The following is a 17672-nucleotide window of genomic DNA, read 5'->3' as shown; positions in this document are numbered from 1 at the left end:
TGAAAGAGAAAAGGCAGGCCGGGCGGCCTGCCTTTTACTTCTTGTAGATCAGCCAGTTCTTGCTGATGTAATGACTCTTCATGCTCTCCTCGAAGAAGACCGAGCGATTGCGACCGCTGTTTTTGGCATAATAGAGAGCTGCATCCGACTGTGCGTAAAGCTCGCCGGGATCGGCTGCCTGGACGGCCATCGAATAACCGAGCGAGATTGTCACCGGTCCGTAGTTTACGCCCGAGCGAGAGTTGCGGAAGGTTCTTGTCTCAAGGGCACGGCGCACGCGCTCGCAGATCACCATTACTTCGTCCGGCGTATTGCCTTCAACGATGATCGCAAACTCTTCACCGCCGGTGCGCGCGACGAATACATCTTTCCGTACATTGGCGCGCAGCACAGAAGCGACAGTCGCGAGAATTTTGTCGCCAACCGGATGGCCAAAATTGTCGTTTATCTTCTTGAAGTTATCGATGTCAGCCAGAACAAGCGCGGTGAGGGGCAGGGCCGTCTGGTTGTCGAATGAACTGGCCAGGCGCTCATCAAAGGCGCGACGGTTTGAAAGTCGCGTCAGTGAATCGGTATTGGCAATGCGCTTATACTCATCAAGTTCACGGCGCACCTGATCCATTTCGTTGGATCGCTGAACCATGTCGTCGACGGTCTTTTCGCCATGCGCCATCTTGTCATCGGTTGCCTGGTGCAAGAGGCTGATGGCACTGCGGATGATATCCGTAGAGAAACTGTTCTTCGTATTGATTCTCGACGCGGTCTCGCTGAGCAGCTTGCCGTAACTTTCGAGCGAGTTTTGCTCTTGGCGCAGAAGCTTCAGCAGCGCATCGAGTTCCCCGAGCAAACGGTCGTTTGCCTTCTCGATAACGGCAGCTTGAGGCCCGCCGAGATAACGCTCTGAAATTATGTCCAGATCTTCCTGAGTAGCTCGGCTGCCAAGCGCTGCGAGTTCTCGAGTAAGATCCGGGTTCGAGCCTATATAGGCTTCATAGAAAAGCTGATAATTGCGCGGTATGGGCGATACGCCCATTGACCGCACTGCATAGATGATCTGCCCCATCAGGTCACCCGAATGCGGCTTCGATGCAGATATCGTCGTCATCGACGACCCCCAGTTAGACCCTATGGATTTGATAAAATCTTATATTAAAATCTATTGGAAAATAATTAAGGATCTATTTCGTCGACGCTTCGTTCAAGTAGTAAAAGGAATTTTTGGTGGCGCTAAAATTTATTATTACTCAATACGATAAGTGACTACGTGTCGTAACTAAGTATCTTTTGATTTATCTATAGTTGTATGATGATAGGTGCAATTGTGGTATGCAGTGGCCGCATTCCGGCTGCGCGCCGGAATGCGAAACCCTGTTTCATGATATTTATTTCGGGCCGATCATGTTTTCCGGACGGACATACTGATCGAATTCTTCATTCGTCAAGTAACCGCCGCCAACTGCTTCGTCGCGTAGCGTCGTGCCATTCTTGTGAGCGGTCTTGGCGATCTTGGCGCAGATGTCGTAGCCGAGCTTCGAATTCAGGGCGGTGACGAGCATAAGTGAGTTCTCGACACCCTTTCTGATGTTGTCTTCGCGTGCCTCGATGCCGACAACGCAATTGTCGGTGAAGGAGACTGCAGCATCGCCAAGAAGCTGTGCCGACTGCAGGAAGTTGTAGGCCATCATCGGATTGTAGACGTTGAGCTCGAAATGGCCCTGGCTACCGGCGAAAGTCAGCGCCGCATGGTTGCCGAAAATGTGCGCGCAGACCTGGGTGAGCGCTTCAGATTGGGTCGGATTGACCTTGCCCGGCATGATCGATGAGCCCGGTTCGTTTTCCGGCAGCGAAAGCTCGCCGAGGCCGGCGCGAGGACCTGAGCCAAGGAAACGGATGTCGTTGGCGATCTTGAAGAGGGCGGCTGCAGCTGCGTTGATGGCGCCATGCGAGAAGACCATCGAATCATGCGAGGCAAGAGCCTCGAACTTGTTCGGCGCGGTGACGAAAGGCAGGCCGGTAATCTTGGAGATTTCGTCGGCAACCTTTTCAGCAAAGCCGATCGGGGCGTTCAGGCCGGTACCGACGGCAGTGCCGCCCTGTGCCAGCTTTGAGAGCGCCGGCAGCGTCAGTTCGATATTGGCGATCGCCGATGCGACCTGGGCTGCGTAACCCGAAAATTCCTGGCCGAGCGTCAGCGGCGTTGCGTCCTGCGTGTGGGTGCGGCCGATCTTGATGATATGGCTGAAGGCCTTGACCTTCGCTTCCAGCGCTTCGTGGAGATGCTTCAGCGACGGCAGGAGGTGGCGAACGATCGTTTCGACGCAGGCGATATGCATGGCTGTCGGATAGGTGTCGTTCGACGACTGGCTCATATTGACGTGATCGTTCGGATGTACCGGCTTCTTTGAGCCCATGACGCCCCCGAGCATTTCGATTGCCCGGTTGGAGATCACTTCATTGGCATTCATGTTCGACTGCGTGCCTGAGCCGGTCTGCCAGACGACGAGCGGGAAATGCTCGTTGAGCTTTCCGTCGATAACTTCCTGGGCGGCGTCGATAATTGCATTACCAAGGCCTTTGTCGAGACCTGCCAGTTCCATATTGGCAACAGCTGCGGCCTGCTTGACGATGCCGAGTGCGCGAACTACCGCAAGCGGCTGCTTTTCCCAGCCGATCTTGAAGTTTCCAAGCGAACGCTGCGCCTGAGCGCCCCAATAGCGGTCGCTCGCGACCTCGATCGGGCCAAACGTATCGGTTTCGGTGCGGGTCGATGCCATGGTTGTTGCCTTTTCTCCCTGATGCATTCACCGGCGTCGCGATCCTCGATAAATATATGGTGGAGGCGTAACCGTACCGGCGCGGCGCATTACTATACGATTGCCGGACGTCCGCAAGCTTCCGATGCGGCTTTTTGCAGCAGCAAATGCGTGTCCTTCATGACACGCCGAACCGATTTATGCGGAGGGTAGGCCGACGCTGCGGGTAAGATCGTGTCGGCTGTCAGCAAAAAATTAACCAATACTTTCTTAACCTTTATGCAGATCGGCGCGTCGCTTTTTTCAGTCTTTTGGAACCGAGAAGTGAACGACCGTTTTCTTTCCATCCCTCACGCGATCGGATAGATGGCGTGATACTGAAGTCGAGCCCGCCAACGAGACGCGGACGAAGGTCACGGGGACTACATTGCAGCACAAACATAAGAAGACATCGATCGCACTGGCGCTCCTGTCGGGTATTTCCATCTTTGCAGGAGCGGCTGCTCCGGCCCATGCCATCACTCTTATGGATATTCTTCGCGGTGGGCCAGGCAAGCGCGATGGTGCAGCTCAGGCAAATGCAAGGGCGCAAGAGGCAATGCCGAGCGAGCGCGCCTTGGCTGATCCCGAGCCTCTGCCCAAGGTTACCGGTCCTCGATACTACACATACAAGGCGGACAGTCAGCGTCTGGTAAGGACAGGTTTCTCTTCCTCCGCTGTGGCCCCGTTCCAGGCAATGGCGAACGCCAAGGTGTCCGCACCCGGAGATATAGCATCCGTGCTTGAGGCCTATTATGGCAAGGCCACGGCGCCGCTTTGGGTTTCCGGTGGTGAGATCAACGACAAGGCGAGGGCAGTCCTCGCGCTTTTCGAAAGAGCATGGGACTACGGGCTTGATCCGGCCGACTATCTGCTGACGCCGCCGGTACTGACAACCGCAAGCGTTGAGCCGGCTGCTGCACCCGCAGTCGATGCGACGGCTGCGGACGTTGCCCCTGTAGCTGCACAGGCGCCGGTTGCTGACACAACTGCCGCCCCGGCCACCGATAATGCATCTGCGCCTTCAGTTGAATCCGCTGCATCTGCTCCCGTTGTCGCTGCAGAGCCGGCGGTTTCCCATGATGCCGAACTGATGCAGTTCGAGCTAGCGCTGTCCGGCAAGGCGCTGCTGTTCGCGCAGGATATGGTGCGTGGCCGGATCGATCCGAACCGCATTTCCGGATATCACGATTTCAAACGTAAGGACGTCAATCTTTCGCAGACCCTGTCATCGACTGCGACGGCACCCGATGCTGCAGTCTATCTCGAAGGCCTGGCGCCCAAGGGTCCGAATTTTATGGCACTCAAGGCGGAACTCGCAAAGCTGAAGGCCGAGGCAGCTAGCGCCGGTGACGATATCCTTTTGCCTGAAAAACTGTTGCTGAAGCCCGGTAATGTAAGCACAGACCTGCCGCAGATCGTGGCCGTGATCGAGAAGAAGGGCTCAGAATCGCTTAGGACGCAGCATGCCGCAACGCTTGCCGCCTATCAGAAGACTCCGGAATACACGCCTGAACTGGTCGAACTGGTGAAATCGTTTCAAGGTGAGGTCGGTCTGAAGGCCGACGGCGTCATCGGTACCGCGACGCTGCGAAAGATGGCCGGTCATTCTCCGCAGGCCATGATCGACAAGGTGGTCGTTGCCATGGAGCAGGCGCGCTGGCTGCCGGATGATCTTGGTCAGCGCTACGTCTTCATCAACCAGCCCGCCTACCGCGTCTATTATCACGATCATGGCGCCGAGCAGTTCTCGATGCGCGTCGTCATCGGCGCCAAGGCGCATCAGACATTCTTCTTCGAGGACCAGATCCAGACGGTCGAGTTCAATCCCTATTGGGGCGTGCCGCAGTCGATCATCGTCAACGAGATGCTGCCCAAGCTGCGCCAGGATCCGAGTTATCTCGACCGCACCGGTTATGAAGTCGCCGTCAACGGCAAGGTTATGCCGTCTAGCGCGGTCAACTGGTATGGTTCGACCAACAACATCTCCGTGCGCCAGCCGCCATCCAGCGACAATGCTCTCGGCGACCTGAAGATCCTCTTCCCCAACGCACATGCGATTTATATGCATGACACGCCATCGAAGAGCTTTTTCCAGCGCGACATGCGTGCGCTCAGCCATGGTTGCGTGCGCTTGCAGGAGCCGCGCAAGATGGCCGCAGCTGTGCTTGGGGTTACCGAGCAGCAGGTCGACGCTGAAATTGCCGCCGGCAAGAATGTCGCCGAAAAGGTGAATGCGAAGATCCCGGTCTATGTCGCTTACTTCACCGCATGGCCTAACAAGGACGGCGCAATCGAATATTTCGATGACGTCTATGATCGTGATGTTGCGGTCCAAAAGGCTTTTGATGCCACGACGAAGGCGCGCATCTGATCCTTCGGGATATTGGGATACGAAAAAAGGCGACCGATCGGTCGCCTTTTTTGCAAGGTTCAGGAGACGACCTTGCTGGCGACCAAGAGGTCTCTCACCAGATTATCGGTGAGCGCGTCAAAGTGGCTGATTACGCTGCTGGGCGAAAGGCTTGCTATCGGAACGTCGGAGTAGCCAAAATCGACCCCGATCGACGGAATACCCGCATTTTTGGCGGCAAGAATGTCATTGATGCTGTCGCCGATCATGACTGCCCGATCTCTCGATCCTCCGGCCCTTTCGATTGTGCCGAAGATGTGGGCGGCGTCAGGTTTGCGGACCGGGAATGTGTCGCCGCCGGTGATCGCCGCGAAATGGTCGCTCAGGCCCAAGGTCTCGATAAGCGGGATGGCGAGTGCCTCGCTTTTGTTGGTGCAGATCGCAAGTGTCATGCCGGCAGCGGCAAGGCGCTCAAGGCATTCAACCGTGCCCCGAAACGGCTGGCTTTTGCCCGGCATGTTGTGCCGATAATGTTCGACGAAATTGTTGAACAGGGTGTCGGCATCCGCCTCGTCGAGCGGGACGTTTCGCAATTCGAAGGCACGTTTGATCATCACTCGTGCACCCTGGCCGACGAGATGGTGCAGGTCGTCCAACGTCATGGGAGCAAGGCCGACTGGCGCAATCGTGTGGTTTAGGCTGTCGATCAGATCGGGCGCGGTATCGATCAGCGTGCCGTCCAGATCGAAGATGACGAGGGGAGAACTCACGGGGATATTACCTCACTGCTGCTTTGGATGGTCTGACCGGTTAAGCACGCCGGGACGCCCTTGGAAAGGCCGCCGGTGCCGCATGTTGGCAGTGAGAAACGACTGCGGGGGTCTTCCGCTCAATCAATCAGGCGTGTAAACAGCGTCTCGGCTGGAACAATGGGGAGCAACAGGCGCATGGACGCCCGGGAAATGAAGGTCAAGGCGGCTGCAGCAGCACTTGCGCATGTCGAAGACGGGATGAAGCTTGGCATCGGGACCGGCTCGACGGCGGAGGAATTCGTTCGTCTTCTGGCCGAGAAGGTTCATGCAGGTTTGCGTGTTCAGGGTGTTCCGACCTCTGAACGAACAGCACGGCTTTGCCTGGAGCTTGGGGTCTCGCTGAAGTCTCTGGATGAGCTTCCTGAACTCGATCTGACGATTGACGGCGCTGACGAATTGGACGGCAATCTCAGCCTGATAAAGGGCGGCGGCGGTGCTCTGTTGCGCGAAAAAATCGTTGCCGCTGCATCCGAACGCGTCATCGTTATTGCCGACGAAAGCAAGCTGGTCGAGACGCTCGGCGCATTTCCGCTGCCGATCGAAATCAACCCGTTCGGGCAGATGGCGACGCGCGTTGCGATCGAAAAGGCGGCGGCGAGGCTTGGTCTCGGTGGCTCGCTCTCGATGCGCAAGGCGGGCGACGAACTCTTCACCACCGACGGCGGCCACTACATCGTCGACGCATCTTTTGGCCGCATTCCTGATGCAGAGGCACTGTCAGCCGAACTGCATTCGATTCCAGGCGTCGTAGAACACGGACTTTTCATTCATATGGCGTCCCTTGCGATCATCGCCGGCCCGGCGGGAGCGCGGACGCTTCAGGCCAAATAAAAGTAGGAGCATTCACTCATGATCAAATCCGAGGTTTTCGGCCGTGCCGTCGTGCTAGCTGTTCTTCTGTCCGGCACCGTGGCTGTTCAGGCGCGTGCCCAGGAAATTCCGGAGGCTCATCTGGCGGCGGCGCGCGACGCGATCAAGGCGCTTAACGTCACGGATCGATACGACAATATTCTGCCGGCTCTTGCGGAAAATCTGAAGGCACAGTTCATTCAGTCCTCCCCCAATTTCCAGGATCAGATTTCCGCGATCGTCAACGAGCAGGCCCTGACGCTGGCCCCGCGCCGCGCTGACCTCGAGAAGGAAGCGGCAACCATCTATGCCAAAAGCTTCTCGGTCGACGAACTCAAGGCGATCGCCACCTTCTTCAACACGGAAGCAGGCAAGAAGCTGATGACCAGCACGCCGCTTGTTGCCCGTGAACTCGGCCGCGCCGCCGAAATCTGGAGCAACGGCATTTCGCGTGACCTGACGGCTCAGAGCACCGCAAAGCTGCGCGGCGTGATCGATGCCAATCCGATCCAGATGCCGACGGCAGAAGCTGCTCCGGCCCCCGCAGCTCAGGCGCCTGCCGCAGCCGCTCCGGCCCCTGCGCGCGCGCCTGCACCGACGCTCAACCTGCCGAAGCCGTAATCGGCTGAGGAAAGCAGGATGTTTATCAAAAGCCCGGAGCGATCCGGGCTTTTTCTTGTTCAGGAACATGCCTATATGCGGCATCACCCTATATGCCGAAGGAGATTAGAATGGCCGCCTATGACTACGATCTGTTTGTAATTGGCGGAGGCTCCGGTGGTGTAAGGGCAGGGCGTGTCGCGGCCAGCCTCGGCAAGAAGGTCGGCATCGCCGAGGAATATCGTTTCGGCGGCACTTGCGTCATCCGTGGCTGCGTGCCGAAGAAGCTTTTCGTCTATGCATCGCAATTTCACGAACACTTCGAGGACGCTGCCGGTTTCGGCTGGGAGGTCGGAAAAAGCACGTTCGACTGGGCGAAGCTGATCGAAGCCAAGGACAAGGAAATCACCCGTCTGGAAGGGCTTTATCGTCGTGGGCTTGAAAGCAACAAGGCCGAGATTTTCGATAGCCGTGCAGAACTGGTCGATGCCCACACGGTGCGGCTCATCAAGACCGGCGAGACGGTGACGGCCGAACGGATCGTGATTGCCACGGGCGGCGTTGCCAACCCGCATAGCGCGCTTCCCGGTCACGAGCTTTGCATCACCTCCAACGAGGCGTTCCATCTCGAAACCCTGCCGAAGTCGATTCTGATCGCCGGCGGCGGTTATATTGCCGTTGAATTCGCCAACATCTTTCACGGCCTCGGCGTCGACACGACCCTGATCTATCGCGGCAAGGAAATCCTGTCCCGATTCGACCACGACATGCGCCAGGGGCTACACAAGGCCATGGTCGAGAAGGGCATCAAGATCATCCTCACCGACGTGATCGAGGAAGTCGCCGAGGCGCCTGCCGGCGGACTGACGGCGCGCACCAAATGCGGCGAGACGCTTTCGGTCGAGACAGTCATGCTGGCACTCGGTCGCGACCCCTACACAAAGGGTCTCGGACTTGAGGCGGCCGGTGTGAAGACCGACGAGCGTGGTGCAATCGTCGTCGATGAATATTCCCGCACCAACGTGGAGAATATCTACGCGCTGGGCGACGTCACCGACCGGGTACAACTGACGCCGGTCGCAATCCACGAAGCCATGTGTTTCATCGAGACGGTCTATCGCAACAATCCGACCTCGCCGGATTATGACCTGATCCCGACAGCTGTTTTCTCGCAGCCGGAAATTGGCACGGTCGGGCTTTCGGAAGAGGAAGCCGCCAAGCGTTATGACGAGCTGGAAGTTTATCGCGCCGAATTCCGCCCGATGAAGGCGACTCTCTCCGGCCGCTCCGAGCGAATGATCATGAAGCTGGTCGTCGATGCGGCAAGCCGCAAGGTTGTAGGCGCACATATTCTCGGCCACGAGGCCGGTGAAATGGCGCAGCTTCTCGGAATCTGCCTCAAGGCTAGTGCGACCAAGGACGATTTCGACCGGACGATGGCACTGCACCCGTCAGCCGCCGAAGAACTCGTGACCATGTACAATCCGAGCTATCGGATAAAGAACGGCGAGCGCGTCTGAAAACCGACCGATTTCAGAGGCCGGAGGCGTCTTTCAAGGGCGTCTCCGAGGACTGATCGTTCACCGAAACGAGCTGTCCAAAGCGGCTAGGCAAAGGCGGAATCACGGTTTATAAGCCGCCACTATTGTGAAGAGGAACGGCCGGACCCGGTGGTCCGGTCCCACAGGTGAGACAAATGGCACAGAATTGGACCCCGAGCAGCTGGCGGAACAAACCCATCCAGCAGGTTCCGGCATATCCCGATCCGGCCGCTCTGGCGGCTACAGAAGCCCAGCTGGCGAAGTTTCCCCCGCTCGTGTTTGCTGGTGAGGCACGCCGCCTCAAGGCGCAGCTTGCCAAGGTTGCGGAAGGCGATGCCTTCCTGCTTCAGGGCGGCGATTGCGCCGAGAGCTTCTACGAGCATGGCGCGGACAACATCCGCGACTTCTTCCGATCATTCCTGCAGATGGCGGTTGTCCTGACCTATGGCGCGCAGCTGCCGGTCGTGAAGGTTGGCCGCATTGCCGGCCAGTTCGCCAAGCCGCGCTCCTCGAATTTCGAGAAGCAGGGCGACGTGGAGCTGCCGTCCTACCGCGGCGACATCATCAACGGCATCGATTTCACGCCGGAGAGCCGTATTCCGTCACCGGAGCGCCAGCTCGATGCATATCGTCAGTCGGCCGCGACGCTGAACCTTTTGCGTGCGTTTGCCATGGGTGGTTACGCCAACCTGGAAAACGTCCACAAATGGATGCTCGGCTTCGTCAAGGACTCACCCCAGGGCGAGCGTTACAAGAAGCTGGCGGATCGCATCAGCGAAACGATGGACTTCATGCGCGCGATCGGCATCTCTGCTGACAACCAGCCGAGCCTGCGCGAGACGGATTTCTTCACCAGCCACGAAGCGCTGCTTCTTGGTTATGAAGAGGCCTTCACCCGCGTTGATTCCACCTCGGGCGACTGGTACGCGACCTCCGGCCACATGTTGTGGATCGGTGACCGCACCCGCCAGCTCGACCATGCCCATGTGGAATATTTCCGCGGCATCAAGAACCCGATCGGCCTGAAATGCGGCCCCTCGCTGCAGCCTGACAACCTGATCGAGCTGATCGATGCGCTGAACCCGGCAAACGAGGCTGGTCGTCTGACGCTGATCTGCCGTTTCGGCCACGATAAGGTTGCAGAACATCTGCCGAAGCTCATCCGCGCCGTCGAGCGCGAGGGCAAGAAGGTGGTCTGGTCCTGCGATCCGATGCACGGCAACACGATCACGCTCAACAACTACAAGACCCGGCCGTTCGACCGGATCCTGTCGGAAGTGGAGAGCTTCTTCCAGATCCATCGTGCCGAAGGCACGCATCCCGGCGGCATCCATGTCGAAATGACCGGCAAGGACGTAACCGAATGCACCGGCGGTGCACGCGCCGTCACCGGTGCGGATCTGCAGGATCGCTATCACACCCATTGCGACCCGCGTCTCAACGCGGATCAGGCTTTGGAACTGGCCTTCCTTCTGGCCGAACGGATGAAGACCGGTCGCGACGAAAAGCGGATGGTCGTCAACGGCTGAGCGATATCGCAATCCCTGCTTCAGGAACGAGAAAAGGCCGGCAATCGCCGGCCTTTTCCTTTTCACATTCGCCGCAACCTCCGCATTTATCATCGATGGCAGTCATGGCGTCCGGATATGTTCGCCGGATCAGGCGTCGAGCGAAGCCATATCGATGACGAAGCGGTAGCGGACGTCGCTCTTCAGAACGCGTTCATAGGCTTCGTTGACCTGGCTGATGTTGATCGTCTCGATTTCAGAGACGATGCCCTTCTCGCCGCAGAAATCCAGCATTTCCTGGGTTTCCTTGATCGAGCCGATCATCGAGCCAGAAAGTTCCTTGGCGCCGAAGATCAGCGAGAAGGCGTGAACCGGGATCGGGTTTTCCGGAGCGCCGACGACAACCATGCTGCCCTTCGGCTTCAGCAGGCCAAGATAGGCGTTCCAGTCGATTTCAGCCGACACGGTGCAGATGATCAGGTCGAAGGTGCCTGCGAGCTTCGTGAAGGTTTCGGCGTCGCTGGTGGCGTAATAGTCTTTCGCGCCGAGCTTCAGGCCGTCGTCCTTCTTGGAGAGCGACTGGCTGAGCACGGTGACATCGGCACCCATGGCAGCGCCGATCTTGACGCCCATATGGCCGAGACCGCCCATGCCGACGATAGCGACCTTCTTGCCCGGACCTGCCTGCCAGCGATGCAGCGGCGAATAAAGCGTGATGCCGGCGCAGAGAAGCGGGGCTGCTGCGTCGAGCGGCAGGTTGTCCGGGATAGACAGGACGTAACCTTCCTTGACGACGATCGAGTCGGAATAGCCGCCATGGGTCGGGGCATTGCCGTTCAGCGTGTCGACGTCGTTATAGGTCTGGACCAGGCCCGGCAGGTAATGTTCGTTGTCGAGGTCGCGGGTGGCGCAGCCGACGCAAGAATCGACGAAGCAGCCGACGCCGACGCGGTCGCCAACCTTGAACTTGGTGACCTTGGAGCCGACGGCCTTGACGATGCCGGCGATCTCGTGGCCGGGCACGATCGGGTAGACGGCATTCTTCCATTCGTTACGGACTGTGTGGATGTCGGAATGGCAGATGCCGGCGAACTTGATGTCGATGACGACGTCGTCATCATTGGGTTCGCGGCGCTCGAAGGTGAAAGGGGTGAGCGGGCTCGACGCGTCGGTCGCAGCATAGCCTCTGGCGATGGGCATGGGGAACTCCATTCATGGATGGGTTGAAAATCAACGGCCGGACTATGCGTCACGACACGGGGCAGGCGTTAGATCGATCCTCCAAGCTTCTTGCACGATCCTGCAAGATTGCGAGACACCCCTCGTTGCGAAGACCGCGACGCATTATAGAATGGAGACGGTTCGGCGCCTGCTTCGGAGAAATGGCTCAATGACACTCCCTTTCAATCCCTATCAGGAAATTGCCTCGATCGCAGCGCGCCATGGAGGCGGCGAGGGTGATGGAACGACGGCGATAGACGGGCTGGGCATCAGCCGGCGGACATCGCCGAGCGAGCCTTGCCATGGGAGCTACCGCCCCTGTTTCGCGATGGTCATCCAGGGGGCGAAATGCGTTCAACTCGGCAGCGATACGATCAATTACGGGGCAGGCGACTATCTTCTGACATCGCTCGACCTTCCTGTTGCGTGGAGGGTTGTGGAGGCCAGTCCTGAGGTTCCGCATTTCTGTATCACGGTTGCGATCAGCAGCGACAAGGTGCTCGACCTGATGGGCCGAAACGGGCTTTCGAAGCCGGTGGGGCCGAACAAGAACCAGCGCGGCATCGTCGTCAATGTCGCCACGCCGGAGCTTCTGGATGCTGCCGTACGCCTGATGCGCTTGCTTGATCGTCCAGCGGATATCGCCTCGCTTGCACCGCTGATCGAGCAGGAAATCCTCTATCGTATCCTGACCGGCCCGGCAGGCGGGCAGTTGATCAACATCGCCATAGCCGACAGCCACGGCAACCGGGTGGCACGGGCCATCGCGTGGCTGAAGGAGAACTTTGCCGGATCGCTGAGGATCGAGGAACTGGCCGAACATGTCGGCATGAGCGTCTCGTCGTTCCATCATCATTTCAAGGCCATCACGGCGATGACGCCGGTTCAGTACCAGAAGCAGTTGAGGCTTCATGAGGCCAGGCGGCTGATGCTGGTGGAAGGGCTGGACGTCGGCAATGCCGGGCACCGCGTCGGATATCAGAGCCCGTCGCAGTTCAGTCGCGAATATAGCCGCCTCTACGGGCTGTCTCCGGCGCGTGACATGGAGGCGGTCCGGGTTTCTGCCGCGGGCTGAGTTCCTCGGTTCCCACAAATTCCTCCCCGCCGTTTGCTAATCCGGCTTGACGGAAAGCAGAATTGCTTTATACGCCAGAACCGTACCGTACGGTACCTGAGAGGAGCAGCCGCAGTGAGACCCGATACCGCCGACACGCCCCAGTTTTCGCCGCGCCAGAACGAGGTTCTGGAGCAGGCGCTTCGCCTTCTCGTCGAAGGTGGCGACAAGGCTCTCACGACGTCGGGGCTTGCGCGTGCGGCGAGCTGTTCCAAGGAGAGCCTGTATAAATGGTTCGGCGATCGCGACGGCGTTCTGGCCGCGATGATCGCCTATCAGGCAAGCAAGGTTCGCACCGCCGACCGTTCGGGCGAGAAGCTGACAGAACAGGTCCTGAAGCAGTATCTCGAACAGTTCGGGCGCGATTTGCTGGAAGTTCTGGGCGGTGACGTGTCTCTGGCTCTCAACCGCCTGGCAATCGGCCAGACGAGCCGCGACGGCTCGAAACTCGGCAAACTTTTGGTCGAACATGGCCGCAGGCAGATCGATCGTCGCGCGATGGCGCTGATGGAAGCCGGCAAACGTGCCAGCCTGCTGCGCTTCGAGAATGCCGATGCCGCCTATCACACATTTTACGGCCTGGTCGTTTCCGATCTGCATGTACGCATGCTGCTCGGCGAGCCGGGGCTGAAGGACAATTCGCGCCAGGCGGAGAGGGCGGTCGAAGCCTTCCTCGCACTGCACGGCGTCGAGCAGAAAACTGCGGACGCGCTTCGCGTATCCGCCGGACGATGAACAACTGAAACAAACACTCGCATAGGGAAGGAATTTAAGATGCGCGTTTATTATGATCGTGATGCCGACCTCAACCTGATCAAGTCGAAAAAGGTCGCCATCATCGGCTACGGTTCGCAGGGTCGCGCACATGCGCTGAACCTGAAGGACAGCGGTGCGCAGAACATGGCAATCGCTCTCAAGGCCGGTTCCGCCACCGCCAAGAAGGCCGAAGCCGACGGCTTCAAGGTCATGACCGTTGCCGAAGCTGCCGCCTGGGCCGACCTGATGATGATGGCAACCCCGGACGAGCTGCAGGCCGACATCTACCGCGATGAAATCGCCGGCAACATCCGCGACGGCGCAACGATCGCATTCGCTCACGGCCTCAACGTTCATTTCGGCCTGATCGAGCCGAAGGCATCGATCGACGTCGTCATGATCGCACCGAAGGGTCCCGGCCACACGGTTCGCGGCGAATACCAGAAGGGCGGCGGCGTTCCCTGCCTCGTCGCAATCCACCAGAACGCTTCCGGTAACGCGCTTGAGCTCGCTCTTTCCTACGCCTGTGGCGTTGGCGGCGGTCGCTCGGGCATCATCGAAACGACGTTCAAGGAAGAGTGCGAAACCGACCTCTTCGGCGAGCAGGTTGTTCTCTGCGGCGGTCTGGTCGAACTGATCCGCGCTGGATTCGAGACGCTGGTCGAGGGCGGTTATGCGCCTGAAATGGCCTATTTCGAGTGCCTGCATGAAGTAAAGCTGATTGTCGACCTGATCTATGAAGGCGGCATCGCCAACATGAACTACTCGATCTCCAACACGGCCGAGTGGGGCGAATATGTCACCGGTCCGCGCATCATCACGGAAGAAACCAAGGCCGAGATGAAGCGCGTCCTGAAGGACATTCAGACCGGCAAGTTCACCTCCGACTGGATGCAGGAATACCGTGCCGGCGGCGCCCGCTTCAAGGGCATCCGTCGTAACAACGACAGCCACCAGATCGAAGAAGTCGGCGCCAAGCTGCGCGGCATGATGCCGTGGATCGGCAAGAACAAGCTCGTCGACAAGGCCGTAAACTAATCGGCTCGGTCACCGAGTAGGGAAAACACACCGCGCGGGATAACTGCGCGGTGTTTCGTATCATCATTCCCTGGGCGGAATAACGCCCTTTGTGAGGATGAAACAGCCGTAGAAGCGCAGTTCGCCGGTGGCGACGACGCAATAGGCTTTTTTGGCCGTCTCGTAGAAGGCGTGGCGTTCGATTGCGTACATGGGCGCAGGCTGGCCTTCGGCGGCATCGATTTCCGCCTGTATCTCTTTCTGGATCTCCGGGATTTCATCCGGCTTGCCGATAACCTCCATACGCGCGACCGAAGGTTGCAATGGTGTGTCGAGCGGCAGGACCGACAGGATCGCCTTCAGGGCGCGCGGCGCCGAAATGTTGTCCATCCTTATCACCTTGCCTAGCACCGTTTGACGGGCAATCGAATCGGATGGGAAATTGGCATCGGCCAACACGAGCGTATCGCCGTGGCCCATGGATTTCAGGGCATAAAGAAGATCGGCACTCAGCGCCGGATCCAGGTTTTTCAGCATTCGTCTCTCCTCCAAGACACATAAAAGCTCAGCTCGCCCTTTATCGCAGGCAAAAGCCAGAGCGTACCAGCGAAATATCGGCCATGTCGGAATGTCATGGAGACAAAAAATGTCGCAGGAGGCGATAGGTCAGTATTGCTGACCTGTCGGAATTTATGTAAAGCCATGGCAACAAAATTGAAATAACAGGAAACATCCCCATGCTTGATTGGGAACATATCTTCGCTACGCGTTCCAGCCGGATGAAGGCGTCGGAAATCCGCGAACTGCTGAAACTGCTCGAACAGCCCGATATCATCTCGTTTGCAGGCGGCATTCCTGATCCGGCTCTGTTCCCGGCGGAAGAGTTCAAGGCAGCTTACGCCGATATCTTTTCCAGCACACAGGTAAACTCTGCGCTGCAATATTCCGTCAGTGAGGGTTACAAGCCGCTGCGCGACTGGATCGTCGAGGACGTCGCCAAGATCGGCATCGACTGTTCCGCCGATAACGTTTTCATTACCTCCGGTTCGCAGCAGGCGCTCGACTATCTCGGCAAGCTCTTTCTGTCGCCGAAGGATACGGCCCTGGTCACCTGGCCGACCTATCTGGGTGCGCTGTCTGCGTTCAACGCCTATGAGCCGAATTACGATCAGCTGTCGCTGAACGGCAACCGCACGCCGGATGCCTATCGCGATACGGCATCCAAGCTGGGCGGTTCGGTCAAGTTCGCCTATTTATCGGCCGACTTCTCCAATCCGACCGGTGAGACGATCGACCGCGCGGGCCGTGAAAAACTACTGGCGCTGGCCGACGAGTTGGATATCGCGATCCTCGAGGATGCGGCCTATCAAAACCTGCGCTTCGACGGCGAGGCAGTCCCGCCGATCCTGTCTCTGGATATCGCGCGCAAGGGCGGCATCGAGAACACGCGCACGATCTATAGCAGCAGTTTTTCCAAGACGCTGGCTCCGGGCCTGCGCGTCGGCTTCGTCATTGCCGCGATGCCTGTCATCCGCAAGTTGGTGCTGATGAAACAGGCGGCCGACCTGCATTCCTCGACGATCAACCAGATCGCCGTCGAACATGTCGCTTCGCGGGGCTTTGCCGAACAGGTTGCCAAGATCAAGCGCGTTTATAGCGGCCGCCGTGATGCGATGCTGGCGGCGCTTGAAAAATACATGCCGAAAGGTACGACATGGACGAAGCCGGAAGGCGGTATGTTCGTCTGGATTACGCTGCCGGAGGGCATGGACGGGGCCGAACTGCTCGCCAAGTCACTGGCGACAGAAAAGGTCGCCTTCGTGCCGGGCAAGGCGTTTTATGCGGATGGCAGCAATGCCAACACGCTGCGCGTATCGTTCTCCTGCGCCAACAACGAGATGATCGACGAGGGTATCAAACGCCTTGGACGTCTGGTCGCCCACGCATCGGTAAGTGAACACGAAAGCCTGCCGATCATCTGATCGCTGCTCACGAATTCGTATGGAAAGGGCGGATCCACAGGCGATCCGCCCTTTTTTCGTCGGAACTCAGCCTTAGGCCGAAGCCTGTCACATGAGTGTCGTTGAATGTGTGTTTAAGCGCGTCAACTCAAACAGGAACTCTCCCATGAAAAAGCTCCTTTCCTCTTTCACGGCGCTTGTCGCGCTCGGTCTCGCCGGCGTTGTCAACGCTGCCGACCTGGTGGTCTATACCAGCCAGCCGAATGCCGATGCGCAGGCAACCATCGACGGCTTCAAGGCCGCCAATCCGGGCGTCGATGTCGAGTGGGTGCGTGACGGAACTCCGCAGATCATGGCAAAGCTCAACGCCGAGATCGCTGCCGGCAACCCGGTCGCCGACATTCTGCTGATCGCCGACACGGTGACGTTCGAGCGCATGAAGGCCGCCGGCCAGCTCTTGGCCTACAAGTCGCCGGAAGCCAAGAATTTCGACGCTTCGCTCTATGATGCCGACGGTTACTACTACTCGACCAAGCTGATCACCACCGGCATCATGTACAACACCCAAGCTGCGATGAAGCCGACGAGCTGGGCTGATCTTGCCAAGCCGGAAGCCAAGGGTCTCGTCACCATGCCGAGTCCGGTTGCTTCGGGCGCCGCCCTCATCCACGCCCAGACGCTGGCAGCCGTCGATGGTCTCGGCTGGGACTATTACAAGCAGCTGAAGGACAATGGTGCGGTTGCCGCTGGTGGTAACGGTGGCGTGCTGAAGGCTGTCGCCTCCGGCGAAAAGGCCTATGGTGTCGTCGTCGACTACATGCCGATCCGCGAAAAGGCAAAGGGCGCCCCGGTCGAGTTCGTTTTCCCGAAGGAAGGCGTTTCGGCCGTCACCGAACCGGCTGCGATCCTGTCGTCGACCAAACATCAGGACAATGCCAAGAAGTTCATCGACTATCTTCTCTCGGAAAACGGTCAGAAGATCGCAGCCGGCCTCGGCTACATCCCGGCTCGCAACGGTATCGACCTGCCGGCTGGCTACCCGGCACGCGACAAGATCAAGGTTCTGCCGCTCAACGCCGCGGACGCGCTGAAGAACTCGGAAAAGGACGTGAAGACGTTCTCCGATATTTTCGGCACCAAGGGCTGAT

Annotated in this window: 15 protein-coding genes; 10 read left to right on the top strand and 5 right to left on the bottom strand. The window is 58.5% G+C overall.

The genetic code is table 11. The features are described from left to right. Positions 1-34: 34 nt before the first annotated feature. Both GGE33_RS07080 and fumC read right to left on the bottom strand, forming a co-directional pair. The gene (locus tag GGE33_RS07080) at positions 35-1105 is read right to left on the bottom strand and encodes a GGDEF domain-containing protein (protein ID WP_148148470.1); all 1071 of its coding nucleotides are present in this window, start codon (positions 1103-1105) and stop codon (positions 35-37) included. Positions 1106-1382: 277 nt separating this feature from the next. Continuing rightward, entirely contained in the window at positions 1383-2774 is a 1392-nt protein-coding gene (fumC, locus tag GGE33_RS07075; RefSeq protein WP_183821718.1) for a class II fumarate hydratase, read from the bottom strand. Positions 2775-3180: 406 nt separating this feature from the next. Here fumC and GGE33_RS07070 point away from each other — a divergent pair, with 406 nt between their 5' ends. After that, positions 3181-5166 carry a L,D-transpeptidase family protein gene (locus tag GGE33_RS07070; protein ID WP_246435746.1) on the top strand — a complete coding sequence of 662 codons (1986 nt, stop codon included), beginning with the start codon at positions 3181-3183 and terminating at the stop codon, positions 5164-5166. A gap of 59 nt (positions 5167-5225) precedes the next feature. Here GGE33_RS07070 and GGE33_RS07065 read toward each other — a convergent pair whose 3' ends face one another. Beyond that, complete coding sequence (locus GGE33_RS07065) at positions 5226-5915, bottom strand: HAD-IA family hydrolase (RefSeq protein WP_148148468.1); 690 nt, start codon at positions 5913-5915, stop codon at positions 5226-5228. Positions 5916-6092: 177 nt separating this feature from the next. Between GGE33_RS07065 and rpiA the strand changes: the two genes are divergently transcribed. The 4 genes from rpiA to GGE33_RS07045 all read left to right on the top strand — a co-directional run bounded on the left by rpiA (position 6093) and on the right by GGE33_RS07045 (position 10476). Then, on the top strand, positions 6093-6788 hold the full coding sequence (rpiA, locus tag GGE33_RS07060) for a ribose-5-phosphate isomerase RpiA (protein ID WP_148148467.1): 696 nt from the start codon (positions 6093-6095) through the stop codon (positions 6786-6788). An 18-nt stretch (positions 6789-6806) separates the two neighbouring features. Then, positions 6807-7427: a DUF2059 domain-containing protein gene (locus GGE33_RS07055; RefSeq protein ID WP_183821717.1), complete on the top strand. Its 621-nt coding sequence runs from the start codon at positions 6807-6809 to the stop codon at positions 7425-7427. Positions 7428-7537: 110 nt separating this feature from the next. Next, positions 7538-8926, top strand: coding sequence for a glutathione-disulfide reductase (gor, locus tag GGE33_RS07050; RefSeq protein WP_148148465.1), 1389 nt, complete (start codon positions 7538-7540; stop codon positions 8924-8926). A gap of 176 nt (positions 8927-9102) precedes the next feature. Continuing rightward, positions 9103-10476 (top strand): class II 3-deoxy-7-phosphoheptulonate synthase, encoded by a 1374-nt coding sequence (locus tag GGE33_RS07045; RefSeq protein ID WP_148148464.1) that lies wholly within the window; start codon positions 9103-9105, stop codon positions 10474-10476. 129 nt (positions 10477-10605) lie between these two features. Here the strand turns inward: GGE33_RS07045 and GGE33_RS07040 are convergent, their stop codons facing one another. Further along, the gene (locus GGE33_RS07040; RefSeq protein WP_183821716.1) at positions 10606-11655 is read right to left on the bottom strand and encodes an NAD(P)-dependent alcohol dehydrogenase; all 1050 of its coding nucleotides are present in this window, start codon (positions 11653-11655) and stop codon (positions 10606-10608) included. Between the two features lie 190 nt (positions 11656-11845). Between GGE33_RS07040 and GGE33_RS07035 the strand changes: the two genes are divergently transcribed. The 3 genes from GGE33_RS07035 to ilvC all read left to right on the top strand — a co-directional run bounded on the left by GGE33_RS07035 (position 11846) and on the right by ilvC (position 14584). Next, positions 11846-12751, top strand: coding sequence for an AraC family transcriptional regulator (locus GGE33_RS07035; protein WP_183821715.1), 906 nt, complete (start codon positions 11846-11848; stop codon positions 12749-12751). Positions 12752-12865: 114 nt separating this feature from the next. Continuing rightward, on the top strand, positions 12866-13525 hold the full coding sequence (locus GGE33_RS07030) for a TetR/AcrR family transcriptional regulator C-terminal domain-containing protein (protein WP_183821714.1): 660 nt from the start codon (positions 12866-12868) through the stop codon (positions 13523-13525). A gap of 39 nt (positions 13526-13564) precedes the next feature. Then, complete coding sequence (ilvC, locus tag GGE33_RS07025) at positions 13565-14584, top strand: ketol-acid reductoisomerase (protein WP_183821713.1); 1020 nt, start codon at positions 13565-13567, stop codon at positions 14582-14584. Positions 14585-14647: 63 nt separating this feature from the next. Here the strand turns inward: ilvC and GGE33_RS07020 are convergent, their stop codons facing one another. Further along, positions 14648-15100, bottom strand: a complete 453-nt coding sequence (locus GGE33_RS07020; protein ID WP_183821712.1) for an RbsD/FucU family protein — start codon at positions 15098-15100, stop codon at positions 14648-14650. 200 nt (positions 15101-15300) lie between these two features. Here GGE33_RS07020 and GGE33_RS07015 point away from each other — a divergent pair, with 200 nt between their 5' ends. Next, positions 15301-16545: an aminotransferase-like domain-containing protein gene (locus GGE33_RS07015; protein WP_183821711.1), complete on the top strand. Its 1245-nt coding sequence runs from the start codon at positions 15301-15303 to the stop codon at positions 16543-16545. A 145-nt stretch (positions 16546-16690) separates the two neighbouring features. Beyond that, on the top strand, positions 16691-17671 hold the full coding sequence (locus tag GGE33_RS07010; RefSeq protein WP_148148458.1) for an ABC transporter substrate-binding protein: 981 nt from the start codon (positions 16691-16693) through the stop codon (positions 17669-17671). Position 17672 lies beyond the last annotated feature (1 nt).

The organism is Aliirhizobium cellulosilyticum (assembly GCF_014198105.1).
Classification (GTDB): domain Bacteria; phylum Pseudomonadota; class Alphaproteobacteria; order Rhizobiales; family Rhizobiaceae; genus Neorhizobium; species Neorhizobium cellulosilyticum.
The sequence above is the reverse complement of the archived record's forward strand: the minus strand, read 5'-3'. Positions and strand labels throughout refer to the sequence as shown.